Raw genomic sequence first — 25,067 nt, 5'->3', positions numbered from 1 at the left:
TTCACTCTCCTTCATGTACCTAAAGAGGCTCATCGGATATGGACTCGCGCTGGCCGCCACACTCGGCGTGCTGGCCCTCCCGCACCAGACGCAGGCAACAGAGGCGACGGCGGCACAGTCGAGAGCACCCGCCACGCGGACGGAGGTGTCCGCTGCCCGCACCGTGACGTTCCGCGGCCGGGCGTTCGACACCTGCAAGGCCCCGCCGGTCTCCACGCTGCGGGCCTGGCGTTCCTCGCCGTACCGGGCCGTCGGCGTCTACTTCGGGGGCCGGGGCAGGGCCTGCCCCAAGCAGCGCCACCTCAGCAAGCGGTGGGGGGCGGACGCCACCCGGCTGGGCTGGAAAGTGCTGCCGATCTTCGTCGGCTCGCAGTCCCCGTGCGTGCACGCCAAGAACAAGCGGCACGTCCGGATCGGCCGCGCACCCTGGCGCCAGGGCAAGAAGGAGGCGCGCCAGGCGGTACGGGCGGCGAAGGCCCTCGGCATGCTGACAGGAAGTGCGCTCTACCTCGACATGGAGGCGTACAACGAGGGGAACAGCCGCTGCGCACGCACCACCCTCGACTTCGTCCGCGGCTGGAACCGTGAAGTACGCAAGTACGCCTACCTCCCCGGCTTCTACAGCAGCGCGGAGTCCGGGGTGCGGCACATGGAGCGCTCCCGCAGGGCGGGGGTCACGGACCTGCCGTCGGCGATGTGGTTCGCCCGCTGGGACGGCAAGCCGTCCCTGTACGGCGAGCGCGTGCTGTCCCCGTGGGCCTGGTCCCCGCACCGCCGCATCCACCAGTACGCCGGCAACGTCACCGAGAAGCACGGCGGCCGGCGCCTGACCATCGACCGCAACTCGGCCGACGCCCCGGTCGCCCGGATCGCCCGCTGACCTGCCCGTACCAACGGAGTGCGAACGGAGTACCGAGCGAAGTACGAACGAAGTACTGAACGACGTACACACGAAGAAGGCCCTTCGGACGTCCGGGTGGACCTCCGAAGGGCCGGGCCCGTCCCTGACACGCGACCCCTACGCGGGACGACGCGGCCTCCACCCTCAGGAGGTGGGGCGGCCCCCACCCCTACAACCTGAGGCGGATCCGGGTTCGGGACCTGGGGGCGATCCGCCGCGTACGTCCCGCTCCTAGCGTGGAAGCCATGACCACGCCTGTCTGCACCAGCGCATCCAAGGCGGCGACAAGGGCGGCGACGCCGACGCCCTATCCGTCGTTCTCCACGTACGTACGCGCCCGGGGGCCCGTACTGCTGCGCACCGCGCGCTCGCTCACCCCCAATCCGTGCGACGCGGAGGACCTGCTGCAGACGGCGCTCGCCAAGACGTACGTCGCCTGGGACCGCATCGAGGACCACCGCGCCCTCGACGGGTACGTACGCCGCGCCCTGCTCAACACCCGCACCTCCCAGTGGCGCAAGCGCAAGGTCGACGAGTACGCCACCGACGAGCTGCCCGAGCCCACCCCCGCCCTCGTCACCGCTCCGGCGGCCGACCCCGCCGAGCAGCAGGTGCTGCGCGACGCGATGTGGCGCGCGGTCATGAAGCTGCCGGACCGCCAGCGCGCCATGGTCGTACTGCGCTACTACGAGGACCTGAGCGAGGTCCAGACAGCCGAGGTCCTCGGCGTCTCCGTCGGTACGGTCAAGAGCGCCGTCTCGCGCGCTCTGGGCAAGCTGCGGGAGGACCCGGAGCTGGCTCCGGTGCGCTGATCGCTCTCCGTGCCGCAACCGATTCGTACTCCCGGAAGTAGTGACATACCGCGCGGTACGTGCGCAGAATCAGGCCACCCTTATTACTGCCGCGTAGCGCCCACCGGGAGGACGCCGTGCTGAGCACCATGCAGGACGTACCACTGACCGTGACCCGCATCCTGAAGCACGGGATGACGATCCACGGCCGCTCACAGGTCACCACGTGGACCGGTGAGGAGGAGCCGCAGCGCCGCACCTTCGCCGAGACCGGCGAGCGCGCGACACGGCTCGCGAACGCTCTGCGCGACGAACTCGGCGTCGACGGCGACCAGCGGATTTCCACCCTTATGTGGAATAACGCGGAGCATCTGGAGGCGTATCTCGCGATCCCCTCCATGGGCGCCGTACTCCACCCGCTCAACCTGCGCCTGCCCCCCGAGCAGCTGATCTGGATCGTCAACCACGCAGCCGACCGCGTCGTCATCGCCAACGGCTCCCTGCTGCCGCTGCTCGCACCGCTCCTCCCGCACCTCAAGACCGTCGAGCACGTGGTCGTCTCGGGTCCCGGCGACCGCTCGCTCCTCGACGGCTGCGCGCCGCGCGTGCACGAGTACGAGGACCTGATCGCGGACCGCCCCACCACGTACGACTGGCCCGAGCTGGACGAACGCGCCGCCGCCGCCATGTGTTACACCTCCGGCACCACCGGCGACCCCAAGGGCGTCGTCTACTCCCACCGCTCCATCTACCTGCACTCCATGCAGGTCAACATGGCCGAGTCGATGGGTCTTTCCGACAAGGACACCACCCTCGTGGTGGTCCCCCAATTTCACGTAATGGCCTGGGGGCTCCCCCACGCCACCTTCATGACCGGCATCAACATGCTCATGCCGGACCGCTTCCTCCAGCCCGCCCCGCTCGCCGAGATGATCGAGCGCGAGAAGCCGACGCACGCGGCCGCCGTCCCCACCATCTGGCAGGGCCTGCTCGCCGAGGTCACCGCCAACCCGCGCGACCTCTCCTCCATGGCCAGCGTCACCATCGGCGGCGCCGCCTGCCCGCCCGCCCTCATGGAGGCGTACGACAAGCTCGGCGTGCGCCTGTGCCACGCCTGGGGCATGACGGAGACCTCACCGCTCGGCACCATGGCCCACCCGCCGGCCGGGCTGACCCCGGACGAGGAGTGGCCGTACCGCGTCACGCAGGGCCGCTTCCCGGCCGGCGTGGAGGCGCGTCTGATCGGTCCCGGCGGCGAAATCCTCGCCTGGGACGGCGAGTCGGCCGGTGAGCTGGAGGTACGCGGTCCCTGGATCGCCGGGGCGTACTACGGCGGCGCGGGCGGCGAGGACTTCAGGCCCGCCGACAAGTTCAGCGAGGACGGCTGGCTGAAGACCGGCGACATCGGCGTCATCAGCCACGACGGCTTCCTGACCCTCACCGACCGCGCGAAGGACGTCATCAAGTCGGGCGGGGAGTGGATTTCGAGCGTTGAGCTGGAGAACGCCCTGATGGCCCACCCGGACGTCGCGGAGGCGGCCGTCGTCGCCGTACCGGACGACAAGTGGAGCGAGCGTCCGCTGGCCACGGTGGTGCTGAAGGAGGGCGCGACCGCCGACTACGAGGAGCTGCGCGTCTTCCTCGCGGGCAAGATCGCGAAGTGGCAGCTGCCGGAACGCTGGGCGATGATCCCGGCCGTGCCGAAGACGAGCGTGGGGAAGTTCGACAAGAAGGTGATCCGCAAGCAGTACGCGGACGGGGAGCTGGACGTCACGAAGTTCTGACGGCCCATGGCGCCTGGCGCCCATGAGCGGCTGAAGGGGCTCCGCAACGGCGCGGGGCCCCTTCAGCGTGCGTCGCCACGGGTCAGTTGGTGCCGATCTTCGCGAGCAGATCGACGATCCGGCCCTGCACCTCACTGCTCGTCGAGCGCTCCGCGAGGAAGAGCACCGTCTCCCCCGAAGCGAGCCGGTGCAGTTCGCCCTCGTCAAGGCCGGCCGAGGTGTAGACGACCAGCGGAGTGCGGTTCAACTGCCCGTTCGCGCGCAGCCAGTCGATGATTCCGGCGCGGCGGCGGCGTACCTGCATCAGGTCCATCACCACCAGGTTCGGCCGCATCTGCGTCGCCAGCGTGACCGCCTCGGTGTCCGTCCCGGCGCGCCCGACCTGCATGCCGCGCCGCTCCAGCGTCGCCGTCAGCGCGAGCGCGATCTCCTCGTGCTCCTCGATCAGCAGGACGCGCGACGGGTGCTGCTCGCTGTCGCGCGGCGCGAGCGCCTTCAGCAGTACGGCGGGATCGGCGCCGTACGCCGCCTCACGCGTCGCCTGCCCGAGCCCGGCCGTCACCAGGACGGGGACCTCGGCGGCGACGGCGGCCTGGCGCAGCGACTGGAGCGCCGTACGGGTGATGGGACCGGTCAGCGGGTCGACGAACAGCGCCGCCGGAAACGCCGCTATCTGCGCGTCGACTTCTTCGCGGGAGTGCACGATCACCGGGCGGTACCCGCGGTCGCTCAGCGCCTGCTGCGTCGAGACGTCGGGGGCCGGCCACACCAGCAGGCGGCGCGGATTGTCGAGCGGCTCGGGGGGCAGCTCGTCGTCGACGGGCTGCGGCTGGGGCCGGTTGGCCACCTCCACGGCGCCGTTGGGGCCGTCCAGCGGCTCAGGGCCCTCGGAGCCCTCGTCGGGTGCGCCTATGGCGTACGCGCGGCCCTCGGCATGAGCGGGCAGTCGCTGCTGGAGAGAGCCGTGGGGGCTCTGGGTGCTCTGGGGGTGCGGGCGGGCGGCGGACTCGGCGCTGCCTTGGACCTCGGTGCCTTCGGCGGGCGCGGACTGCTCCGCCTCCGGCCGCGCGGCGGCGAGCTTACGGCGCCGTCCGGAGCCCAGGGTCTGGCTCTGCTGGTGGGCGACCTGCTGGGCGAACGGCATGCCCTGGCCGAGGGTACGCACGCTGAACGCGCGGCCTTGCGAGGAGTCGGCGGGCAGGGCGGCGGAGGGCGGCGGGGGCGTGTGGGCGGGCATCTGCCCCGGTGTCGGCGGTGCGGGCGCGGCGGGGGCCGCTGGGGACGGTGGGGCTGCTGGGGACGGTGCGGGCGTCTCGGCGGGGAGGGGCTGGGCGGGCGGCAAAGGCTGCGCGGCGCCCGGGTGCTGTTGTCCGGTGGAGGGTGCGGGTGTGGGTGCGGGTACGGGTGCGACGTCGGCCGCGCGGGCCGCGTCACCGTTCGGACCGGCTGAGCCGATCGCCCCGTGCCCGTCGCCCCAGCCGGCCGAGTTGGCGGGTGCGGGTACGGGTGCGACGTCGGCCGCGCGGGCCGCGTCGCCGTTCGGACCGGCTGAGCCGTGCCCGCCGCCCGAGCCGGCAGAGTCGTTCGGGCCCTTCGGTCCGATGAAGCCGTTCGCACCGTTCGCACCGTTCGCACCGTTCGCGTCGGCCATGCCGTCCGCCGCCGCGCCCCCGTGCTGCTCGGCCTCGTTCTCGTTCACAGCCGTGCCCGCGAAGCCGGGGGCGGGCCAGGTCTGTGTCGTACCGGTCGTCGTCGCGGTGGCTCCGCTGGGGACGGCCGACCAGGTCGGGGGCACGGAGACGGCACCGCTGTCGTGTTCGGCGGCGGCGGGAAGCGCTGCCCCCGCCGGAGCGGGCGTGGCGGGACCGTGGCCGGGAGTGCCGTTGGCCGCCCAGTCGGGCTGCACCGGCTGCCCGGACTGAGCGTCGCTGCGCGCCCTGCGCCGCCCCGTTGGTGCCGGGGTGGGATGCGGCTGCGGCGGCGTGTGGTCGGCGTCCGGAGCGGTGCGTACGGCGTCGTGGCGTGCAGGCAGCGATACGTCCGCCGCGCCCGGGGCCGGCGGCACCCGGTCGGCGTCGGCCGGCGGCAGGGCGAACGGGCTGCGGGGCGCCTCGGCCCGCCCCTGCGCCGGCGCGAGCGCCCGCCGCGCACGCCGCCCGGAAGACTGCTGCGGTTGCTGTTGCTGCTGGGACTCGTTTCCGGGAGACGGTACGGAAGGCAGGGCGGGAAGCGCGGGCACGTTCCCGGGCGCCGCGTCCTCACCACGTCGCGCACGACGCCCCGCCGACCCCGGTACGTCGACGGGCACCCCCTGGGGCGGCACCGTCTCACCCCGCGCCGCGCGCCCGGTTCCGTGCGCCCCCTCGGAGGCCGTCACGACGGAGCCTTCCGAGACCGCACCCGCGGGGCCGGCCGGCGCGGCGGCAGCCGGAAGCGCGGCCCGCAGCTCTACGCCGCCACCGCCACCGCCCGTACGCCCCTCGCCGCCGCCCTCGACGGGACTGGGCCGCCCCCGCCTGCGCCCCGTACCACCGGAGCCGGCAGCGGGCCCGGAAGCCGAGCCGGCGCCATCCCCCCCGGCCTGCGCCGGAATACGTTCCTGCGCCCCACCGGCGCCCGCTTCGCCCGGCCCGCCACGCCGCGCCCTGCGCCTCCCCGTGGGCGCCGCAACCGCATCCTGGGAACCCGCTGAGCCCGCGTCGGCCGGGGCCTGAGCGGCCCCAGCGGCCTGTTCGCCCGCCGCGCCCTTGCCGTCCGCCTCCAGGAAGGCGTCCGTGGACGACCGCCGTGCCCGCCGCCCTCCACCGTCCGCCGGTGCCGGCTGCTGCGTCGGCACCGGCGCCGGGTCCGGAGAGGCCGCCGTGCCCCGCGCCGAAGCGACCGCCCCGGCGCCCGCGCCGAGCGGCACCTCCAGCACGTACGCGCTTCCGCTCATGCCAGGCACTTCATGCGTCTGCAGTACGCCGCCGTGCGCCGCCACGATGCCGCGCACGATCGGCTCGTGCACCGGGTCTCCCCCGGCGTACGGCCCGCGCACCTCGATGCGTACGACGTCACCGCGCTGCGCCGCCGCGACCACGATCGTCGAGTCCGTGTAGCCGCCGCCCGGCGCCGCCGCCGGGGCCTTGCCCGTCGAATCGATCCCGGCCACGTCGGCGACGAGATGCGCGAGCGCCGTCGCCAGCCGCCCCGCGTCCACCTCGGCCTCTATCGGCGGCGCGTGCACGGCGAACTGCGCCCGACCGGGGCCGATCAGCTCGATCGCGCCCTCGACACCGGCCGCCACGACACCGTCGAGCAGCACCTTCGCCTTCGTGAGCTGCTCCGTGCCCGCCGCGAGCCGCTGAAAGCCCAGGACATTGTCGACAAGGGTGGTCATCCGGGCGTAACCGGCCGCCAGATGATGCAGGATCTGGTTCGCCTCGGGCCACAGCTGCCCGGCGGGGTCGGAGGCCAGCGTCCCCAGCTCGCCCCGCAGTTCCTCCAGCGGCCCGCGCAGCGAGTCGCCGAGTACGGCGGTCAGCTGGGCGTGCCGCCCGGCCATCTCCTCGTACCGCTTGGTCTCGCGTTCGAGCACCTCGGCCTGCTTCTCGACCAGTTCGTCGTACGGCCGGCGGTCGGTGAAGGTCATCACGGCGCCGACCAGCTGGTCGCCGTCCCGTACCGGAGCGGTCGTGAGGTCGACGGCGACCGGCTTGCCGTTCTTCGCCCACAGGACCTGCCCGCGCACCCGGTGCTTGCGCCCGGACTTGAGGGTGTCCGCCAGGGGTGAGTCCTCGTACGGGAAGGGCGTGCCGTCACCCTTCGAATGGATCGCGAGGGGGTGCAGCTCCTTGCCGCCGAGGTCGCTCGCGCGGTAACCCAGTATCTGCGCCGCGGCCGGGTTGACCAGGACCACGCGCCCGTCGGTGTCGGTCCCGACGACGCCCTCGGAGGCGGCGCGCAGGATCATCTCGGTCTGGCGCTGCGAACGGGCCAGCTCGGCCTCGGTGTCGACGGTGCCCGAGAGATCACGTACGACGAGCATCAGCAGCTCGTCGCCGGTGTAGCCGGGCCGGTCGGTGTGGGAGGCGTACGCGTCCCGGCCGTCCTCCAGGTTCGCGCTGGTCACCTCGACCGGGAACTCCGTCCCGTCCGTGCGCCGCGCGATCATGCGGGTCGGTTTCGTACGCCCTTGATCGTCCGCGCCGTCGGCCCGCCGCATCGACCCCGGGATCAGCTTCGAGTCGAACATCGGCAGCAGGTCGAGCAGTCCGCGCCCGACGAGTCCGGTGCCCGGCGACTCGAAAGTCTCCAGGGCGATGGTGTTGGCATTGACGACGGTGCCGTTGCAGTTGACGAGCAACAGCCCGTCAGGAAGTGCGTCGAGTATCGCTGCGAGGCGAGCAGCGCCTCGGGATGGCCTGCTGCTCACGACGACGGTTCCTCCCTGAACTACTGCACCTTGCCGACAGCCGGCCTCATTTTGCCCCTCGGGCCGCAAGCTGTCACTGGAGGGAGTCTAAAGGCAGGGGAGGGGCCCGCGACGGCGGATGACGGGGAGCTCTCCCCAATGTTTTGTGCGCTTGGGGGCACATCGGACGGCGCGGCGTACGCCCTGACCAGGCACGAGTGCCCCGTGGCCGCGCTGAGGGCGGGCCGGCGGCGGCCTGTCAACGCACGCTGGGAAGCACCGGCTCCATTTCACGCCAGCGGGAGATTTCGCAGCCATTGCCCTGATTGAACTTCGCGTCGACGGTTCGCCCGTTCCAGGTACCGGTGATCCGCGCCGTGGCCGGCCCGCCGTGCTGGTGGGTGCACATGCGGTCCTGCGCCACGGGCGCGAAGGGGTCGCCGTTCTTCCGGGCCAGCTCGTCGAGCCGGTCGCAGGCGGCCTGCGCCTCGGGGTGCGTGCCGCCGACGGGGTCGCATTTCAGTTCGTACGTCCCATTGGCGGCCCGGTTGCCCGTCTCGGCCGTCGTCACGGTGAGCCTGTCCTGGGTGTCTTCCGTGCCGAGTACGTCATGTACGTCATGGAGGAGCGGCAGCGGGATGGGCGCGGCCGCGGCGGACGCGCCGGGGGCGGCGGCGAACAGGACGGCGAGGGACGCGGCGGCGGTGAGGGTGAGACGGCGCAGCATGGAGGCTCCTGAGGTTCAAAAGGGGGCAGGGGCGCCCCGCACTCTCTAACGCTCCGCGGCCCCGGGCGTTGCGCAACCGGTAACACTTTGCTCTGGCCCCCGACTGCCTAGTACCGTGGTCAGCGATTGGTGGCATCCCGCAAGGCTGTGTCATCATCTGCACGCACCCACTCGCGCAGGCGAGAGAGTGTGCTGGAGGCGTCGCCTAGTCCGGTCTATGGCGCCGCACTGCTAATGCGGTTTGGGTCTTAAAGCCCATCGAGGGTTCAAATCCCTCCGCCTCCGCGCATGATCACCGAAGCCCCGGTCCACGGACCGGGGCTTCGGTCGTTTGTACCCCTCTGGGGGTCGTTTCCGCAGCTCAGCACGGGTCCGGCTAATGGATTTCGCGTCCCGGCGCAGGTCATGTAATGTTGTTCTCGCAACGCCGACGGGGCCGAAAAAGCCCAAGACGCACAAGCACTCGTAGCTTAACGGATAGAGCATCTGACTACGGATCAGAAGGTTGCAGGTTCGAATCCTGCCGAGTGCACAGCAGGCCAGAGGCCCTCAGGAGAAATCCTGAGGGCCTCTGGTGTTTCCCGTACAGCAGCGAAGTACCGCAACCGTGTCAGCCGGTGGCGCCCATCGCTTCGGACAGCTTGCCGATCGCGGCGCGTACCGCTTCCTCGCTCGCTTCGGCGTAGACCTCCATCGTCATGGCGATCTGTGAGTGGCGCAGGATGCGCTGTGCCACTTTCGGGTGCACCCGAAGCGCGACCAGGAGCGAGCTGCACGTGTGGCGGGTGTTCCGCAGCGGGATGGCCCGGAGGTCGGCACGGCGGGCACGCAGAGCGAACATCCGGGTGAGGTTGCCCGGCTCGATGGGCGTGCCGTGCTTCGTGGTGAAGATCAGGCCGTGGCTGTCCTGCCAGAGATCCCCGGCGGCTTTCCGGTCGCCGAGCTGCTGGGCGCGGCGCATCCGCAGGGCCTTGAGGCAGAGCGCTGGCAGCGGCAGGAAGTCGTCCGAGTCCTCGGTCTTGGTCTCGCGGTGGAGGATCTGCCGCCCGGCGCGCTGGATCTGGTGGTCGACGTAGAGCTCGCCGGTCTCGAAGTCGACGGACTTCCACGTCAGGCCCAGGGGGCGGCCGCATCGGTGGCACCGGCCAAAGCCGCTCCGGCCGGCCGCGTGGTAACCCGCGCCCGCTTGATCGAACGGTCAGAAAGTGGGGGGTAGTTGGCGTGTGAGCGCAGTGGCGCTGACTCGGGTGTCACCTCGCGGCGGGCGAGATCAGGCGGCTACGCCCGTGTCGTGTGGCTGAAGCCGAGGGAGGTCAGTCCTTCGGTTTGGCACAGCCTGTCGGAGGGTCCGCCGACCTCGGTCTGGAGGAGTTGGTAGGCGGCGCCGTGGGACTGGCCCCAGTGCATTGCCGCCCGCCACAGGACGCGGCCTAGGCCTTGCCCTCGGACCTCGGGCAGGACGGTGAAGTACTGGGGCATGAGCTGAGGGCAGCCGATCGCGTCGGGGCGTACTTCCATGGGGCCGATCGCTCCCACGATGCGGTCCTCGACGGCGGCGGCGAGGACCGGGCCGCACGCGCCGACTTGCATATGGGTGTGGAGGAAGGCCAGGCCGTCGCCCGCCATGGCCTCGGCGAACGGAGCGAAGGTCTCCTGCACGGCGGCCGGCCAGTCGGTGACGGGGCGGACCGGGCCGCCGAAATCGGGGCAGGCGATGGTGGTGAAGTCCTGGAGCTGGATGCGGGTGCCGCGCGGGGAGCCGGTCTCGGGGCCGAGCGGCCGCACGACCCGGGCATTGACAGCGTCGTGCACGGCGGCGAGTTTCGCGGCCAGCTCCGCTGCCTCGTCCACGACGCTGCTGCGGTGCCCGTAGGCGAATACTTTGAGGGTGCCGCGTCCGCGCCGGTTCAGGGTGGGGATGAGGGTGTGATCGGGCTGGTGCACCACGTCGCCGCGGAGGACCGTCTCGTCCTTCTCTCCGCCCCAGCGCCGGTCCTTGTCGTAGGGGAGGAAGTCCCCGGTGACGGCCACTCGCAGGGTGTCTTCGAAGATGTCGACGGTCAGGGCGTTGGGATGGACGGGACCGAGGGTCGGCACGATCGGCGCGGTCAATACGGGCCGGAGCCAGTCCCAGCGGAAGAGCATGAGCGGCACCCTAACGGTCGGCCGGTCAGGGCTCAGGCCCCGACGCGAACGCGCCAGGGCCTGAACGGAATCGACCGGATCTGTCGGTCAGTGGGGGTTGTCGTCACCGGCGTCGCAGGAGCACTCCGCGCTCTCCACGACGTCGTCCAGGTCCAGGACGGCGGTCACCGAGAGGGCGGCGACGGGCGGTGCCGCGCGGCGCGCCGAGGTCGGCGGGCCGGGCAGAAGGGTCACCAGTACGGGCGGGGTCATGATGCGATCTCCTTGTCTCCGTGTTGGCAGTAGCTGTGCAGCGGCGCCTTCGCTTCCTGGTAGTGCTTGGCCAGGGGGCGGCAGACCCGGCAGGTGCCGGACAGGGCGCAGCCTTCGCACCCACCGGTGCGAAGCATGAGGCGGTCGGCGATGACGCCGAGCCGGGTGAGGCCGTCGACGCCTTCGGCCATGAGGTCGATCTGGTCGTCCCGTCCGACCTTGCAGATCGAGACCTTGGCGTGCGGGTCGGCATGGAAGAAGGTGTGTCCCGCGTTGCAGCCGGCGAACGGCTTGCGCTGCCGCAGGTGGGCGGCGGACTGGGCGAGCAAGGGCTCACCGCCGCCGTAGATCGTGGGTGTCATGTTCGTGTACGCGTGGTTTTCGACGTTCCACTCCTCGGCGAGGGCGGCCATTTCGTCGGCCTGGGAGGCGTTGTCCTCGGTCACCACGACGTTGATACGCAGAGGCAGGCCCGCCTCACGTGCGGCGTCCATGCCGCGCCGGAACGCCTTCCACGCTCCGCGGCGCTGGGTGAGCGTGTCGAAGGACTTCTCGCTCGCCCCGTACATGCTGACGACCAACCGGTAGGGCGGGCAGTCGCGGAAGAGCTTGAGGAGGTCCGGCCGCCAGAGCAGCGAGCCGTTGGTGGAGATGGTGAGCATCATCCCGGCCTGCCAGGCGTACCGGTAGGCACCCTGGAAGTGCGGATCCATGGTGGGCTCGCCGCCGGTGATCTGGAGCCAGAGGACGCCGGCCTCGCGCATGATGTCCAGCAGCCGCACCTTGTCCTCCCAGCTGAGGCCGGAGAAGGGCCGCTCGCCGAGGTAGCAGTGCTTGCAGCCGAAGTTGCAGCCGAGGTTGATCTCCCAGGAGGCGCGGCAGTAGCCGTACGGGGACGGCTCGCGCACCAGCACGGTGCCCTGCGTGGGTCGGCCGCTCAGGTCGATGCCCCAGACATCGGCAGCGGTCTGCACCGCCCAGGGAGGCAGAGCCTTACCGTCGGCGGCGGCCTGCCGGATGCCCTCGTAGTGGTCGGCGGGGATGCGAGCCCCAGCCCTCGCACCGGGCTTGAGGAGCAGGTGCCCGTCGAGGAACGGGGATGCGATCAGAGCGTGGGCCATCAGTGGCCCTCCTTCCGGATCATGGAACGCGACGGCACGCGTGCGCCCTGACGGCCGGCACGGCAGTGGATCTCGCCGAGGCCGTTGCAGGTGCCGCAGGTCTTGCCGGACGAGTCGGCGCCGCTGCCGCCGCAGTCCCCGCAGCTCTCGTTGCGAGGAGGGCGAAGGCGCCAGGTCTGCACTCCGCGGGGGGAGTCGGGGCGGGCGACGAGGAGCGTGCCGTTGTGCGGGCTCGTGATCAGCTGGTGCACGAGACCTCCTCCAGGGTGTCTTCCCAGGTGTGCTGTTTGGTGTGGCCGGCGAACAGACAGCAGCCCTCACCGTCGGGACCCGGGGTGACCACCGGGCAGTCCGGCAGCACGACCAGGTCCACGTCGGTCCTCTCCTGCCAGCGGAGCCACAGCGCAGTCGCGTACTCACCGAGGTCGTCGAGGAGGCCGTAGTGCTCACCGTCGCCGTGCGCGGACAACTGGCACTGCACGGCCCTGTCCACGCACTCCGCGGCCCACCTCTCCCGCGCTTCCCGCGCCAGGTCCGGGGGCACCCAACGCCAGTGCGTGCACCGCATCACGACACCAGCCGCAGAGAGCCGACGGAGTGCCGCTCCGCGCACCGACGGCACGCGCACGGTGGGAAGCCGCCGGGGTTGTCCGGGAGTACCGGGTCGTTCCCTACGCGCACCTCGGTGAGACGCCCCCACGTTCGGCCGGAGTCGCGCGAGACCCGCAGCGTCATCCGTACGTCGTCCTGTCCGTTCGCCATGGTCAGGAGCATCGCGACCCGCAGGCTTGACCAGAAAGGTCAAGCGGATTACCCAACTTGGGTAACATCACCCTCGGTTGGCCAAGAGCAGCAATCCGTAGTCCTCATGCCGGAGCGTGCCCGATGCCCGAGCCACCCCGCTCGAAGGAACTCCCGGTCAGCCTGCTCACGGACCCGGTGATGATCGAGGCATGCCAGGTCAGAGACTTCGGCCGCATCTTTCAGCTGGTCAAAGCGCGAGCAGGTATCTACCCGTCGATGATCGCGCGACGCTGCGACCTCACACCCAGCCGCGTCGGAGAGGTGATCGCCGGGCGGCGGCAGCTGCTGCACATGGACGTGATCGAGCGGATCTCTGACGGACTGCGCATCCCCGGCCACATGCTCGGCCTGGCACGGCGCTCGTGGGAGACCCCGCGGAACCTGACCGTCACGCCACGAGAACCCCCGGAGCAACCGACCCCCGTCGAAGCTCAGTTGGCCGCAGGTCTGCCAGGGTCGGACGTGGACAGCATCCTCGCTCTGGCGGCCGAGAGAGACCTCAGCCCGTCGACGTTGGACGCGCTGCACTCGTCGATCGCGGACTACTGGCGCCGGGACGACGAGCACGGCGGCGAGACCTTACGGCCGGCGGTCGTCGGCCAACTCCGCTACGTCGTCGATCTCCTTAAGGAAAAGCGCCCCGCACCCATGCGAGACGGCCTGCACAGCATCGCGGCCGAGCTGGCCCGGCTCACGGGGTGGACCTACTTCGACGCCCGCCAGTACAACCAGGCGCGCGCCTACTTCACCGAATCCCTCGGCCTGGCCAAGACCATCGGTGATCGCCAGTTCATGGCCAACGTCCTCGCCTGTATGAGCCTTCAGGCCACCTACCAGGACAAGTCTGGGGATGCCCTCGCGCTCGTCACAGCAGCCCAGGACCAAGCGCGAGGCGCTGCTGGGACGACACCGCGCGTGCTGGCTATGCTCGCAATGCGCGAAGCCTTTGCACACGCCACCCTTGGGAACCACAGCGCCACCCACACCGCGATCTCGGAAGCCCACACCCAATTCGGCCGGATCAGCACGGGCGACCCGGACCCAGCCTGGGTCAACTACTTCGACGAGCCGAAGCTGATCGTAGACACCGGCATCGCGCACGGCCGCCTGGGCGAAGTGGCCCTCGCTGAACCCCTCATCGCGGACGCCCTACGTCGAGAGCACCAGACAAACCACCGAGGCCGCGCCTTCCACGCCTTCTGGCTCGCCCGCACCCAGCTCCAGCGCGGCAAACTCGACGAGGCATGCCACACGGCCATGGAGGCCCTGGCCCCGGCGGCGGCCGTCGGCTCGCAACGAGTCGCTGGCCACCTCCGTGAGTTCTACGAGCAACTGGAGCCCTTCCGTCGGGAGCCAGCCGCGGTGGCGTTCGAGGCCCGGCTCCGGGAAGTGCTGCCCCGCCAGGTCAGCGGATCGCCTCGTCCATGAGTACGTAAAGCAGTCCGACGAGGGAGCCGCTGCTGACGATCTCGCGGCGGTCGATCATGGCCCGTACGTCGGCCAGCGGGATCCACTCGATCCGGTCCGACTCGTTCTTCTCGGTCGGCGGTCCTTCGTACGTCGCCCCGTCAGCCCGGAAGACGTGGTGCTGGGAGTCGGTGATGCCGTTGGCCGGCTCGGCGTAGATCAGAGGCTTGATCAGACCTGGCCGCCACCCGGTCTCCTCCAGAACCTCACGGGCCGCCGCGTCGGCCGGCGTCTCGCCCTTCTCGACCAGGCCCATGGGCAGTTCCCACGCCCAAGCGTTCGTGATGAAGCGGTGCCGCCACATCATCAGAACCTCGCGCCGCTCATTGACGACGGCGGCCACGGCCAGGTGCCGGAGCTTGACGACGTGGTGCTCCCAGCGGTTCCCGTCCGGCGTCTCGACGTCGGTGAGCCACAGGTTCACCCAGCTGTTCTCGTAGATCGGACGTTCCCCGTGGATCTTCCACTGCATCGCTGCGGCCCCTCTCGATCGGTCTCCAGGATCTCAGAGCAGCCCGAAGGCCGACGCGCGTTCCTTCGTTTTGCGTCATTCCGACGAGATGAGGCATTGACGAGGTCGGGCATGAACCCCATGAGTGCAGCTCTAACGTCGGCAGGTTGAGCAGCCCGGCGCCGTTGTGGCTACGGATCATGCCGGCACGCATGATCGCTAACCTGAGCGTTCGGAGCAGGAGGCCGCCAGCACCCCCCCCACGGCGTGCTGCCCGATCCTACGGATCAGAAGGTTGCAGGTTCGAATCCTGCCGAGTGCACAGAAGGCCGGAGGGCCTGACGAGAAATCGTCAGGGCCTCCGGCTTTTGGGCGTTAGCCTCCTGGTATGAGCTGGCTGTGCGGTGGGCTGCGGTGGACGGCGGGGCGGCCGGCGCTTGCCTGGTACGGGGGCGGGGGGCGGCTGGAGCACGTCGAGCGCGTCAGTGCGCTGACGTACGGGGGCGACGTCGCGTTCCGGGTGGCGGGAGCGGAGCGTCTTTGCGTCGGGGTGCGCCGGGGCGGGTGTCCGCTGCGCGCCGTGGTGCCGCGGCGGAGCAGCGGCGGGCAGTGCCCGGAGTGCGCGCGGCTGGAGCGGTCGCGGTCGGTGGCGGCGGACACGATGGCCGACGATCCCCGGCCGTACGCCGTCTACCTCGCCTGGTTCGGCCCCGGGCTGGTCAAGGTCGGGATCACGGCGGACGAGCGCGGGTCCACGCGGCTGCTGGAGCAGGGGGCGGTGGTGTTCAGTTGGCTGGGGCGCGGGCCGCTGATGGCGGCGCGGCGGGCCGAGGAGCTGCTGCGGGCGGCGCTGGGGGTGCCGGACCGGATTCCGTACAAGGAGAAGAGGGCCGTGCGGACCTCGTTGCCCGCGCGGGCGGAGCGGGCGCGGGAGATCGAGGAGCTGCACCGGCGGGCCGGGGCGCTGGTGGGGTGGCCGGACTCCCTGGAACGGGCGCCGTTCGAGGCGGTGGACCATGCCGGGGTGTTCGGGCTCGAAGGGCTGCGGCCGATGACCGGCGTGGTGACCGAGCTGGTGCCGGGCGGGGTGGTCGCGGGGCGGCTGCTGGCCGCCGCGGGGCCCGATCTGCATCTGGGGACGGCGGACGGCGGGGTGGTGGTGCTCGACACCCGGCTGATGAGCGGGTGGGAGCTGGCGGGCGCGCAGGGTGCGGCGGGCGCGCGGGGCGCGCGGGGCGCGGCGGGGGGTGTGACTGTGCCGGTGAAGAGTGTGGAGCGGGGCGTGCAGGGCGGGCTTTTCTGACCGGACGGTCAAGACTTGGATCCCTTTCGGATCCCGTACTGCAATGAGTCTGGACTGGAGGGACGTGCGCGTCGGAGGGTGATCGTCATGGACATCAAGCCTTTCCAAGCGCATGAACCGCCTTACTACGCAGTCGTTTTCACGTCCGTCATGAGGGCGGGGGAAGTCGGCGAGTACGGCGAGGCCGCCGCGCGGATGGAGGAGCTCGTCAAGGAGGTGCCCGGGTTCCTGGGGTACGAGTCCGCCCGGACGCCGGGTGGGCTCGGGATCACCGTGGGCTACTTCCGGGACGAGGAAGCGATCAGCGTGTGGCAGCGGAACGCGGAGCACCGGGCCGTGCAGCAGCAGGGCAGGGAGGAGTGGTACGACAGCTACTCCGTGCACGTCGCCAAGGTGGAGCGGAGCTATGGCTTTGAGCGGGGATGAGGGAGTGGGGGGTGTGGTGGGGGGTGACGCGGTGGGTGATGCGGTGGGGGAGGACGCCGGTGTACGGCGGTTCTGGGGGCGGCTCGGGCTGCCGGGGCTCATCGACGTACACACGCATTTCATGCCGGAGCCGGTGCTCAGGAAGGTGTGGGCGTACTTCGACGCCGTCGGGCCGCTGACCGGGATGGAGTGGCCCATCACCTACCGGCACGAGGAAGAGGAACGGGTCGCGCTGCTGCGGGAGTTCGGGGTGCGGCACTTCACCTCGATGCTCTACCCGCACAAGGCGGGCATGGCGGCCTGGCTCAACGGCTGGGCGGCGGATTTCGCGGCCCGTACCCCCGAGTGCCTGCACACGGCGACCCTCTTTCCGGAGGAGGGGGTCGCGGCGTACGTGCGGCAGGCCGTGGAGAGCGGGGCGCGGGTCTTCAAGTCGCACCTCCAGGTCGGGGCGTACGACGCCAACGACCCGCTGCTCGACCCGGTCTGGGGCCTCCTGGCCGAGGCCGGAATTCCGGTGGTGATGCACTGCGGTTCGGGGCCCGCGCCCGGCAAGCACACCGGACCCGAGCCGGTCGGCCGGCTGCTCGCGCGGCATCCGCGGCTGAGGCTCGTGGTGGCGCACATGGGCATGCCGGAGTACGCCGATTTCCTTGCCCTGGCCGAGCGGTACGGGGAGGTCAGGCTGGACACGACCATGGCCTTCACCGACTTCTCCGAGCGCCTCGCCCCCTTCCCCGAGGGCGAGCTGGGGCGGCTGGCGGACCTGGGCGACCGGATCCTGCTGGGGACCGACTTCCCGAACATCCCGTATGGCTACGTGCACCAGCTGGAGGCCCTGGAGCGGCTCGGGCTGGGGGACGACTGGCTTCGGGCGGTCTGTCACGGGAACTCGGAGCGGCTCTTCGGGTTGTAGGAGGGCTGTGGGAGGAGGGGGAGGGGGAGGGGGCGTAGGAGGCTGGTGCGGGCGGGGCTGTGGGTTTCTCAGGGGATTCACAGAAATGAGAAAGGGTGCTCTCAGGGGCGTCGCCCAGCCTGTCCCCATGCGTACTGAAATGCTGAGGCCGGGCGGCGGGCCCGTCCGGGTGCTCGTCGTCGACGACGAGGCGCCGCTCGCCGAGCTGCTGTCGATGGCGCTGCGATACGAGGGGTGGGAGGTCCGCAGCGCCGGTGACGGTGCGGGAGCGGTCCGCTCCGCGCGCGGCTTCCGGCCCGACGCTGTCGTACTGGACATGATGCTGCCGGACATGGACGGCCTCACCGTCCTCGGGCGGCTGCGCTGCGAACTCCCGGACGTACCTGTGCTGTTCCTTACGGCGAAGGACTCGGTCGAGGACCGGATCGCGGGACTGACGGCGGGGGGCGACGACTACGTCACCAAGCCGTTCAGTCTGGAGGAGGTCGTGGCGCGGCTGCGCGGGCTGATCCGGCGCTCGGTGACGGCGGCCGCGGCCGTACGCGAGGAATCGCTGCTGGTGGTGGGGGACTTGACGCTGGACGAGGACAGCCACGAGGTCGTGCGCGGCGGCGAGGGCATTCACCTCACGGCGACCGAGTTCGAGCTGCTGCGCTTCCTGATGCGCAACCCGCGCCGCGTCCTCAGCAAGGCACAGATCCTGGACCGGGTCTGGAGCTACGACTTCGGCGGGCAGGCGAACGTCGTCGAGCTCTACATCTCGTACCTGAGGCGGAAGATCGACGCCGGCCGCCCGCCGATGATCCACACCCGGCGCGGGGCCGGATATCTGATCAAGCCGGGTGGGTGAGCGCGCGGTGTCCCTGCGGACCCGCCTGGTGGTTTCCGCCCTCGCGCTGATCGCGGTGGTCGCGGCGGTGATCGGGGCCGTTACGACGATCGCGCTGCACTCGTATCTGGAGCATCAGCTCGACGACGAGCTGATGTCGTCCGTACGGCGGGCCGAGCGCGACCCCGCTGATGTGACCGGGCAGGAGCTGAGGTTCGTGGCGGCGCCCGGGCAGCCGCTGGGGACCGTCGGCGGGCGCGTCGCGGCGGACGGGACCGTTCTGGTGGCCGCGAAGAGCGTCGAAGCGCAGGGGGCGCGGCCCGAGGCGCATCTGGCGGCGCTGTCCGGCGCGCAGACGCGGGCGCTGGGGCCGGTCGCGCGGGACTCCGGACCGCACACCGCGGAGGTTCCCGGGCTCGGTGACTACCGGATCGCCTCGACGCGCGACGGGGCGGTCGTGCTGGGCTTTCCGCTCGGCGGCGTACAGGACACCGTCAGCACGCTGATCGTCGTCGAGGTGTGCGTCACGGCCGCCGGTCTTGTGGCCGCCGGGCTCGCGGGCACGGCGATCGTGGGCGTCGCGCTGCGTCCGCTGCGGCGGGTCGCCGCGACCGCGACGCGCGTCTCCGAACTGCCGCTGCACAGCGGTGAGGTGGCGCTCCACGAGCGCGTACGGGGTCAGGAGGCCGACCCGCGGACCGAGGTCGGGCAGGTCGGTGCGGCGCTCAACCGGATGCTCGGGCACGTCGGTTCGGCCCTCGCGGCGCGGCAGGAGAGCGAGACGCGGGTACGGCAGTTCGTGGCTGATGCGAGCCATGAGCTGCGTACGCCGCTGGCCTCGATCCGCGGGTACGCCGAACTGACGCGGCGGGGGCGGGAGGCGGCCGGTCCGGATACGCGGCACGCGCTCGGGCGGATCGAGTCGGAGGCGGCGCGGATGACGGGGCTGGTGGAGGACCTGCTGCTGCTGGCACGGCTGGACGCGGGGCGTCCGCTGTCGGTGTCGTACGAGGACACTGATCTCTCGCCGCTGGTGGTGGACGCGGTGAGCGATGCGCGGGTGGCCGGGCGGGGGCACGTCTGGCGGCTGGAGCTGCCGGACGATCCTGCCGTCGTACGGGGCGATCCCGCGCGTCTCCAGCAGGTACTGGTGAACTTGCTGGCCAACGCGCGTACGCATACTCCGCCGGGCACCACTGTCACGGCGGCCGTGCGGTGCGTGGGCGCGGGCGCGGGCGAGGGCGAGGGCGCGGGCGGGTGGACGGTGGTGGAGGTACGGGACGACGGGCCCGGTGTTCCGCCGGAGCTGCTGCCGTACGTCTTCGAGCGCTTCGCACGGGGTGATGCGTCGCGGGCGCGGGCCGGGTCGGGGGCCGGGTCGCGGGTGGTGACGGGTACGGGGGAGGCGGGAAGTGGGGCGGCCGGTGGCGGTGCCGGTGCCGGTGCCGGTGGCGGTTCGACGGGGCTCGGGCTGTCGATCGTTCAGGCCGTCGTGCGTGCGCACGGGGGCGAGGTGACGGTCGAGAGCACGCCTGGGCGCACGGTTTTCGCGGTGCGGTTGCCTGCGGTGCGGGACGCGTAGCGGGGTCGGGGTGTGGGGAGGCCTCGCGCTTCGGGGTCGGTGCCGCGCCGGGGCGTCTCCTCGGGCGTCGAACGTTCGGGTAGGTGTTGGTTCGTTCGCGGGGGTTGCGTTCAACGCCCTGCGGGGAGCGCCCCGACACGTCCCCTCACCGGCGGCCTGGCAGGTGAGACGGGGCCGGGCGCGGTCCTCGCGCTGTCGGGGTGGGACTCACAGGTGGGGCACAGGGGGGTCACACTCTGCTGACAGGGGAGTTCGCGAGGGTCGGGATCATGCGAACCGACACCTCAGTGGGCGCTCTTCCGGCCAGGGAACACCTTCCGGCCGGAGAGCCGGGCGCCCCAGTACCCGTGCTCGACGTGGTCATCCCCGTGCACAACGAGGAGAAGGACCTCGAAGCTTGTGTGCTCCGGCTCCGCGAGCACCTGGCCCGCACCTTTCCGTACGCGTTCCGGATCACCGTCGCGGACAACGCGAGCACCGACCGCACGCCCGGCATCGCCGCCCGGCTCGGACGCGTGATGCCCGAAGTGACCTCCGTACGGCTGGAGCAGAAGGGGCGCGGGCGGGCCCTGCGCGCCGTCTGGGAGCGTTCCGACGCGCCCGTTCTCGCCTACATGGACGTCGATCTGTCCACCGATCTCAAGGCGCTGTTGCCGCTGGTCGCCCCGCTGATCTCGGGCCACTCCGACCTCGCCATCGGCTCCCGCCTGGCGGGCGGTTCGCGGGTGGTGCGCGGGCCGAAGCGCGAGTTCATCTCGCGTACGTACAACCTGATCCTGCGTTCCTCGCTCGCCGCGCGTTTCTCCGACGCGCAGTGCGGGTTCAAGGCGATACGCGCCGATGTGGCGGAGCGGCTGCTGCCGATGGTCGAGGACACCGGGTGGTTCTTCGACACCGAGATGCTGGTGCTCGCCGAACGCGCCGGACTGCGCATCCATGAGGTGCCGGTGGACTGGGTCGACGATCCTGACAGCACGGTGCACATCGTGCGTACGGCCGTCGACGACCTCAAGGGCGTGTGGCGGGTCGGGCGGGCGCTCGCCGTGGGCGCGCTGCCGCTGGACCGGCTCGCGCGGCCCTTCGGTGACGATCCGCGCGACCGCTCGATCGACGGCGTGCCCGGCGGGCTGGCCCGTCAGCTCGTCGGCTTCTGCGTCGTGGGCGCGCTGAGCACGCTCGTCTACCTGGTGCTGTACTCCGTCTTCCGGGCGGGAGCGGGCCCCCAGGCCGCCAACGCGCTCGCCCTGCTCGTCTCGGCCGTGGCCAATACGGCGGCCAACCGGAGGCTCACCTTCGGGGTGCGGGGCCGTGAGCGTGCCGTACGCCACCAGGCCCAGGGCCTCGTGGTGTTCGGTATCGGGCTCGCCCTCACCAGCGGTTCGCTCGCCGCCCTCGACGCGGCGGCCGGCGCGCCCTCCCACGGCACGGAACTCGCCGTGCTGATCACCGCCAACCTCGCCGCGACCGTACTGCGCTTCCTGCTGCTGCGCGCCTGGGTCTTCCCGGACCGGCGCACCGATCACCCCGAACGCGAACCGAAGAAGGCCGCCCGATGACCGCACACCGAAACGGCGACCCCCGCTGGGCGCGCCCCGCGCTTGCGGGGCTGCTGCTCGCCACCGCGCTGCTGTATCTGTTCAATCTCAGCTCCTCCGGTTACGCCAACTCCTTCTACTCCGCCGCCGTCCAGGCGGGCAGCGAGAGCTGGAAGGCCTTCTTCTTCGGCTCGTCCGACGCCGCGAACTCCATCACCGTCGACAAGCCCCCGGCCGCCCTGTGGCCGATGGCCCTGTCCGTACGGCTCTTCGGCCTCGGCTCGTGGCAGATCCTCGTCCCCGAGGTGCTGATGGGAGTGGGGACGGTCGCGGTGCTGTACGCCGCCGTACGCCGCCGCTTCTCCCCCGCCGCCGGCCTGATCGCGGGCGCCGTGCTCGCGCTGACGCCGGTCGCCGCGCTGATGTTCCGGTTCAACAACCCGGACGCGCTGCTCGCGCTGCTGATGACCGTCACCGTGTACTGCGTGCTCCGCGCTCTTGAGGACGCGCGGACCAAGTGGGTGGTGTGGGCGGGCGTGGCGGTCGGTTTCGCGTTTCTTACGAAGACGCTGCAGGCGTTTCTCATTCTGCCGCCGCTCGCCGTGCTGTACGCCGTGTGCGCCCCCACCTCCGTACGCCGCCGCCTCGGCCAGCTCGCTCTCGCCGGGCTCGCGCTCGTGGTCGCGGGCGGCTGGTGGGTCGCGATCGTCGAACTGTGGCCGGCGGCCTCGCGTCCGTACGTCGGAGGCTCGCAGACCAACAGCTTCCTGGAGCTGACCTTCGGCTACAACGGCCTCGGCCGGATCAACGGGGAGGAGACCGGAAGCGTCGGCGGTAGTGGCCGGGGAGGTGGTGGCTGGGGCGAGAGCGGCATCGGGCGGATGTTCAGTACGAACATCGGCGGCCAGATCTCCTGGCTGCTGCCCGCCGCGCTGATCCTGCTGGCCGCCGGTCTGGTTGTCACGTGGAGGGCGAAGCGGACGGACAGCGCGCGTGCCGCGTTGGTCGCGTGGGGCGGGTCGCTGCTGATGACCGCCGCCGTCTTCAGCTTCATGGCCGGGATCTTCCACGAGTACTACACCGTGGCCCTGGCCCCGTACATCGCCGCCCTGATCGGCATGGGTACGACCGTGCTCTGGGAAGAGCGTCGCTCGTTCCTGGCGGCGGGAACGCTCGGCGTGACGGCCGCGGTGACGTCCCTGTGGGCGTACGTCCTGCTGGGGCGGACCGCTGACTATGTGCCGTGGCTGCGCTGGGCCGTGGTGGTGTGCGGTGTGGTGGCGGCGGTCGGGCTGGTGTTCGCGGGGCGGGCGGACCGGCGGATCGCTCTGGGGGCCGCCGGGCTCGGGCTCGCGGCGGCGCTGGCGGGGCCGGGCGCGTACGCCGCTTCCACGGTCGGTAGCGCGCACACCGGGTCGATCGTGACGGCGGGACCGGCCTCGATGCGGGGTGGTCCCGGCGGGGGCGGTCCAGGTGGTGGTCCTGATGGCCGTCCTGGTGGTGGTCCTGGTGGTGGTTTCGGCGGGGGGCTCGCGGCGGGTGAGCGTCCGGCGGGCGCGCAGCCCGGGGGCCAACAGGCCGCTCCCGCAGGCGGCATGCTGCCCCCCGGCGGCGCTCCGGGCGCGGGGGAGCGTGAGGGCGGCAGGGGCGGCGCCGGTGGCATGGGAGGTCTCCTCAACGGCCAGAGCGTCGGCTCCGATACCGAGGCCAAGCTCCGCGCCGACGCCGAGGAGTACACCTGGGCCGCTGCGGCGATCGGCTCCCAGAACGCCGCGAGCTACCAACTCGCCACCGGAAAGCCGGTGATGGCGATCGGCGGGTTCAACGGCAGCGATCCGTCCCCGACCCTGACCCAGTTCAAGGCGTACGTACAGAAGGGCGAGATCCACTACTTCATCGCCGGCGGGAACGGCGGTCCCGGCGGTGGCAACTCGGCGATCACCACCTGGGTCGAGGCCAACTTCACCAAGGTCACTGTCGACGGGACGACCCTCTACGACCTGACCGGCCAGAAATAATTATACGGCGTACAGGAGTTCCTTGTACGGTGTACGGGAGGGGGTGGGCCGCGATCCGGCCCCGCCCCCGCCCCCGTACCCGTACAAGGAGACCCCCGCATGACGGCGACGACCGCCGAGAACCGCCCCACCGCGCAAGGCCACCCGCAGCGCTGGCTGATCCTCGGTGTCATCTGCCTCGCCCAGCTCACCGTGCTGCTGGACAACACCGTGCTCAACGTCGCGATCCCCTCCCTCACCAAGGAACTGGACGCGTCCACCGCCGACATCCAGTGGATGATCAACGCGTACTCCCTGGTCCAGTCCGGCCTGCTCCTCACCGCCGGCAGCGCCGCCGACCGCTACGGCCGCAAGAGGATGCTCGTCGCCGGCCTCGCGCTCTTCGGTATCGGCTCGCTCGTCGCCGGCCTCGCGCAGTCGAGCGCCCAGTTGATCGCCGCCCGCGCGGGCATGGGCATCGGCGGCGCGCTGCTGATCACGACCACCCTCGCCGTCGTCGTCCAGATCTTCGACGACACGGAGCGCGTGAAGGCCATCGGCCTGTGGTCGACGGTCAACTCGCTCGGCTTCGCGGTCGGTCCGCTCATCGGCGGCGTCGTGCTCGACCACTTCTGGTGGGGCGCGATCTTCCTGATCAACATCCCGGTCGCGATCATCGGCCTCGTCGCCGTCGTCTCCCTCGTACCGGAGTCCAGGAGCAAGCAGGGCGACCGGCCCGACCTGCTCGGCGCGCTGCTCTCCACCGTCGGCATGACCGCAGTCGTGTACGCGATCATTTCCGGCCCCGAGCACGGCTGGACCTCAGCGCAGGTGCTGCTCCCGGCGGCGGTGGGCGTCGTCGTCCTCGGCGCGTTCGCCGTGTGGGAGCTGCGCATCCCGTACCCGATGCTGGACATGCACTTCTTCCGCAACCAGCGCTTCGTCGGAGCCGTCGCGGGAGCGATCCTCGTCGCGTTCGGAATGGGCGGCTCGCTGTTCCTGCTCACGCAGCACCTCCAGTTCGTACTCGGGTACGGGCCCCTGGAAGCCGGGCTGCGGACGGCCCCCCTCGCCCTTACCGTCGTGGCGCTCAACCTCACCGGTATCGGCGCCCGGCTGCTGCCCAGGCTGGGTACGCCCGGAACCATCGCGTCCGGCATGACGCTGCTGTCGGCGGGCCTCGCCGCGATCGCACTCCTCGGTGGCTCCGGCTACGGCGGAATGCTGCTCGGCCTGGTCGTGATGGGCGCGGGCATCTCGCTCGCCATGCCCGCCATGGCCAACGCCATCATGAGCGCCATCCCGCCGGAGAAGGCGGGCGTCGGCGCGGGCATCAACGGCACGCTGGCCGAGTTCGGCAACGGCCTCGGCGTCGCCGTCCTGGGCGCGGTGCTGAACTCCCGCTTCGCCGCCCTCGTACCCGCCGCCGTCGGCGCGGCCTCGCTGCCCGCGGCGCTGGCGGCGGCGGGTGACGCGCAGGAGCGCGCCCGTATCGCGGACGCCTTCGCCTCCGGAGTCGAAACCAGCCAACTGGTGGGCGCGGTCGCGGTACTCGCCGGCGGGCTTCTCGCAGCGGTGCTGCTGCGCCGGGCCGAGCGGGCAGACTCATCCGGAGCAGCAGCAGCGGCATAGCATCGGGAGCG

At 71.3% G+C, this 25,067-nt stretch carries 21 protein-coding genes, 2 tRNA genes and 1 pseudogene; 14 read left to right on the top strand and 10 right to left on the bottom strand.

Annotated elements, in window-relative coordinates; all coding sequences use genetic code 11:
• Positions 1-13: 13 nt before the first annotated feature.
• The 3 genes from J7E91_RS14790 (at position 14) to J7E91_RS14780 (ending at position 3,476) form a co-directional block, all read left to right on the top strand.
• Entirely contained in the window at positions 14-880 is an 867-nt protein-coding gene (locus J7E91_RS14790) for a DUF1906 domain-containing protein (RefSeq protein ID WP_214903635.1), read from the top strand.
• A 266-nt stretch (positions 881-1,146) separates the two neighbouring features.
• The gene (locus tag J7E91_RS14785) at positions 1,147-1,713 is read left to right on the top strand and encodes a SigE family RNA polymerase sigma factor (protein ID WP_214903632.1); all 567 of its coding nucleotides are present in this window, start codon (positions 1,147-1,149) and stop codon (positions 1,711-1,713) included.
• Positions 1,714-1,829: 116 nt separating this feature from the next.
• A complete protein-coding gene (locus J7E91_RS14780; RefSeq protein WP_214903630.1) occupies positions 1,830-3,476 on the top strand; it encodes a long-chain fatty acid--CoA ligase in 1,647 nt (548 codons plus the stop codon).
• Between the two features lie 82 nt (positions 3,477-3,558).
• Here J7E91_RS14780 and J7E91_RS14775 read toward each other — a convergent pair whose 3' ends face one another.
• Entirely contained in the window at positions 3,559-7,890 is a 4,332-nt protein-coding gene (locus J7E91_RS14775) for a PAS domain-containing protein (RefSeq protein ID WP_214903628.1), read from the bottom strand.
• A 238-nt stretch (positions 7,891-8,128) separates the two neighbouring features.
• Positions 8,129-8,596, bottom strand: a complete 468-nt coding sequence (locus tag J7E91_RS14770) for an SSI family serine proteinase inhibitor (protein ID WP_214903625.1) — start codon at positions 8,594-8,596, stop codon at positions 8,129-8,131.
• A 194-nt stretch (positions 8,597-8,790) separates the two neighbouring features.
• On the opposite strand from J7E91_RS14770, the gene J7E91_RS14765 reads away from it, so the two are divergent.
• Together J7E91_RS14765 and J7E91_RS14760 are read left to right on the top strand one after the other, a co-directional pair.
• Positions 8,791-8,881, top strand: a tRNA-Ser gene (locus J7E91_RS14765).
• 174 nt (positions 8,882-9,055) lie between these two features.
• A tRNA-Arg gene (locus J7E91_RS14760) sits at positions 9,056-9,128 on the top strand.
• A gap of 78 nt (positions 9,129-9,206) precedes the next feature.
• On the opposite strand, the pseudogene J7E91_RS14755 reads toward J7E91_RS14760, so the two are convergent.
• From J7E91_RS14755 to J7E91_RS14725, 7 genes and pseudogenes are all read right to left on the bottom strand, one after another.
• A pseudogene (locus J7E91_RS14755) lies at positions 9,207-9,731 on the bottom strand (tyrosine-type recombinase/integrase); the annotation flags it as partial.
• 143 nt (positions 9,732-9,874) lie between these two features.
• Positions 9,875-10,741 carry a GNAT family N-acetyltransferase gene (locus tag J7E91_RS14750; protein WP_214903622.1) on the bottom strand — a complete coding sequence of 289 codons (867 nt, stop codon included), beginning with the start codon at positions 10,739-10,741 and terminating at the stop codon, positions 9,875-9,877.
• Between the two features lie 87 nt (positions 10,742-10,828).
• On the bottom strand, positions 10,829-10,993 hold the full coding sequence (locus tag J7E91_RS14745; RefSeq protein WP_214903619.1) for a hypothetical protein: 165 nt from the start codon (positions 10,991-10,993) through the stop codon (positions 10,829-10,831).
• Complete coding sequence (locus tag J7E91_RS14740) at positions 10,990-12,114, bottom strand: radical SAM protein (RefSeq protein ID WP_214903615.1); 1,125 nt, start codon at positions 12,112-12,114, stop codon at positions 10,990-10,992. Before J7E91_RS14740 ends, J7E91_RS14745 begins: the two co-directional genes overlap by 4 nt.
• Positions 12,114-12,365, bottom strand: a complete 252-nt coding sequence (locus J7E91_RS14735; RefSeq protein WP_308376547.1) for a hypothetical protein — start codon at positions 12,363-12,365, stop codon at positions 12,114-12,116. The genes J7E91_RS14740 and J7E91_RS14735 overlap by 1 nt, the downstream gene beginning before the upstream one ends.
• On the bottom strand, positions 12,353-12,607 hold the full coding sequence (locus tag J7E91_RS14730; protein WP_308376546.1) for a hypothetical protein: 255 nt from the start codon (positions 12,605-12,607) through the stop codon (positions 12,353-12,355). Before J7E91_RS14730 ends, J7E91_RS14735 begins: the two co-directional genes overlap by 13 nt.
• A 74-nt stretch (positions 12,608-12,681) precedes the next feature.
• Positions 12,682-12,876 (bottom strand): hypothetical protein, encoded by a 195-nt coding sequence (locus tag J7E91_RS14725; RefSeq protein ID WP_251015672.1) that lies wholly within the window; start codon positions 12,874-12,876, stop codon positions 12,682-12,684.
• Between the two features lie 123 nt (positions 12,877-12,999).
• Between J7E91_RS14725 and J7E91_RS14720 the strand changes: the two genes are divergently transcribed.
• Positions 13,000-14,346 (top strand): hypothetical protein, encoded by a 1,347-nt coding sequence (locus J7E91_RS14720; protein ID WP_214903606.1) that lies wholly within the window; start codon positions 13,000-13,002, stop codon positions 14,344-14,346.
• Here the strand turns inward: J7E91_RS14720 and J7E91_RS14715 are convergent.
• A complete protein-coding gene (locus J7E91_RS14715) occupies positions 14,324-14,857 on the bottom strand; it encodes an NUDIX hydrolase (RefSeq protein ID WP_214903602.1) in 534 nt (177 codons plus the stop codon). The two genes, J7E91_RS14720 and J7E91_RS14715, sit on opposite strands and share 23 nt — an antisense overlap.
• Before the next feature lie 367 nt (positions 14,858-15,224).
• Here J7E91_RS14715 and J7E91_RS14710 point away from each other — a divergent pair, with 367 nt between their 5' ends.
• The 8 genes from J7E91_RS14710 (at position 15,225) to J7E91_RS14675 (ending at position 25,056) form a co-directional block, all read left to right on the top strand.
• Positions 15,225-16,139: a DUF2797 domain-containing protein gene (locus tag J7E91_RS14710; protein WP_214903595.1), complete on the top strand. Its 915-nt coding sequence runs from the start codon at positions 15,225-15,227 to the stop codon at positions 16,137-16,139.
• Between the two features lie 87 nt (positions 16,140-16,226).
• On the top strand, positions 16,227-16,565 hold the full coding sequence (locus J7E91_RS14705; protein WP_214903592.1) for an antibiotic biosynthesis monooxygenase: 339 nt from the start codon (positions 16,227-16,229) through the stop codon (positions 16,563-16,565).
• Positions 16,546-17,481 (top strand): amidohydrolase family protein, encoded by a 936-nt coding sequence (locus tag J7E91_RS14700; protein WP_214903589.1) that lies wholly within the window; start codon positions 16,546-16,548, stop codon positions 17,479-17,481. The genes J7E91_RS14705 and J7E91_RS14700 overlap by 20 nt, the downstream gene beginning before the upstream one ends.
• 127 nt (positions 17,482-17,608) lie before the next feature.
• Positions 17,609-18,331 (top strand): response regulator transcription factor, encoded by a 723-nt coding sequence (locus J7E91_RS14695; protein WP_285439087.1) that lies wholly within the window; start codon positions 17,609-17,611, stop codon positions 18,329-18,331.
• 7 nt (positions 18,332-18,338) lie between these two features.
• On the top strand, positions 18,339-19,892 hold the full coding sequence (locus J7E91_RS14690; RefSeq protein ID WP_308376544.1) for a HAMP domain-containing sensor histidine kinase: 1,554 nt from the start codon (positions 18,339-18,341) through the stop codon (positions 19,890-19,892).
• Positions 19,893-20,161: 269 nt separating this feature from the next.
• Entirely contained in the window at positions 20,162-21,448 is a 1,287-nt protein-coding gene (locus J7E91_RS14685) for a bifunctional glycosyltransferase family 2/GtrA family protein (protein ID WP_214903586.1), read from the top strand.
• Positions 21,385-23,445 (top strand): ArnT family glycosyltransferase, encoded by a 2,061-nt coding sequence (locus tag J7E91_RS14680; protein ID WP_374224711.1) that lies wholly within the window; start codon positions 21,385-21,387, stop codon positions 23,443-23,445. The genes J7E91_RS14685 and J7E91_RS14680 overlap by 64 nt, the downstream gene beginning before the upstream one ends.
• Positions 23,446-23,544: 99 nt before the next feature.
• On the top strand, positions 23,545-25,056 hold the full coding sequence (locus tag J7E91_RS14675; RefSeq protein WP_214903580.1) for an MFS transporter: 1,512 nt from the start codon (positions 23,545-23,547) through the stop codon (positions 25,054-25,056).
• Positions 25,057-25,067 lie beyond the last annotated feature (11 nt).

Source organism: Streptomyces sp. ISL-99 (assembly GCF_018614005.1).
In the GTDB taxonomy this organism is placed as follows: Bacteria; Actinomycetota; Actinomycetes; order Streptomycetales; family Streptomycetaceae; genus Streptomyces; species Streptomyces flavidovirens.
This window is presented reverse-complemented; position numbering and strand designations above follow the sequence as displayed.

Bases quoted from the DNA above. Each gene is read 5' to 3' on its own strand.
- J7E91_RS14685 (WP_214903586.1), top strand. From the start codon at position 20,162: ATGCGAACCGACACCTCAGTGGGCGCTCTTCCGGCCAGGGAACACCTT.
- J7E91_RS14675 (WP_214903580.1), top strand. From the start codon at position 23,545: ATGACGGCGACGACCGCCGAGAACCGCCCCACCGCGCAAGGCCACCCG.
- J7E91_RS14705 (WP_214903592.1), top strand. From the start codon at position 16,227: ATGGACATCAAGCCTTTCCAAGCGCATGAACCGCCTTACTACGCAGTC.
- J7E91_RS14745 (WP_214903619.1), bottom strand. From the start codon at position 10,993: ATGACCCCGCCCGTACTGGTGACCCTTCTGCCCGGCCCGCCGACCTCG.
- J7E91_RS14770 (WP_214903625.1), bottom strand. From the start codon at position 8,596: ATGCTGCGCCGTCTCACCCTCACCGCCGCCGCGTCCCTCGCCGTCCTG.
- J7E91_RS14720 (WP_214903606.1), top strand. From the start codon at position 13,000: ATGCCCGAGCCACCCCGCTCGAAGGAACTCCCGGTCAGCCTGCTCACG.
- J7E91_RS14790 (WP_214903635.1), top strand. From the start codon at position 14: ATGTACCTAAAGAGGCTCATCGGATATGGACTCGCGCTGGCCGCCACA.
- J7E91_RS14750 (WP_214903622.1), bottom strand. From the start codon at position 10,741: ATGCTCTTCCGCTGGGACTGGCTCCGGCCCGTATTGACCGCGCCGATC.
- J7E91_RS14700 (WP_214903589.1), top strand. From the start codon at position 16,546: ATGGCTTTGAGCGGGGATGAGGGAGTGGGGGGTGTGGTGGGGGGTGAC.
- J7E91_RS14785 (WP_214903632.1), top strand. From the start codon at position 1,147: ATGACCACGCCTGTCTGCACCAGCGCATCCAAGGCGGCGACAAGGGCG.
- J7E91_RS14710 (WP_214903595.1), top strand. From the start codon at position 15,225: ATGAGCTGGCTGTGCGGTGGGCTGCGGTGGACGGCGGGGCGGCCGGCG.
- J7E91_RS14695 (WP_285439087.1), top strand. From the start codon at position 17,609: ATGCGTACTGAAATGCTGAGGCCGGGCGGCGGGCCCGTCCGGGTGCTC.
- J7E91_RS14740 (WP_214903615.1), bottom strand. From the start codon at position 12,114: ATGGCCCACGCTCTGATCGCATCCCCGTTCCTCGACGGGCACCTGCTC.
- J7E91_RS14715 (WP_214903602.1), bottom strand. From the start codon at position 14,857: ATGCAGTGGAAGATCCACGGGGAACGTCCGATCTACGAGAACAGCTGG.
- J7E91_RS14725 (WP_251015672.1), bottom strand. From the start codon at position 12,876: ATGGCGAACGGACAGGACGACGTACGGATGACGCTGCGGGTCTCGCGC.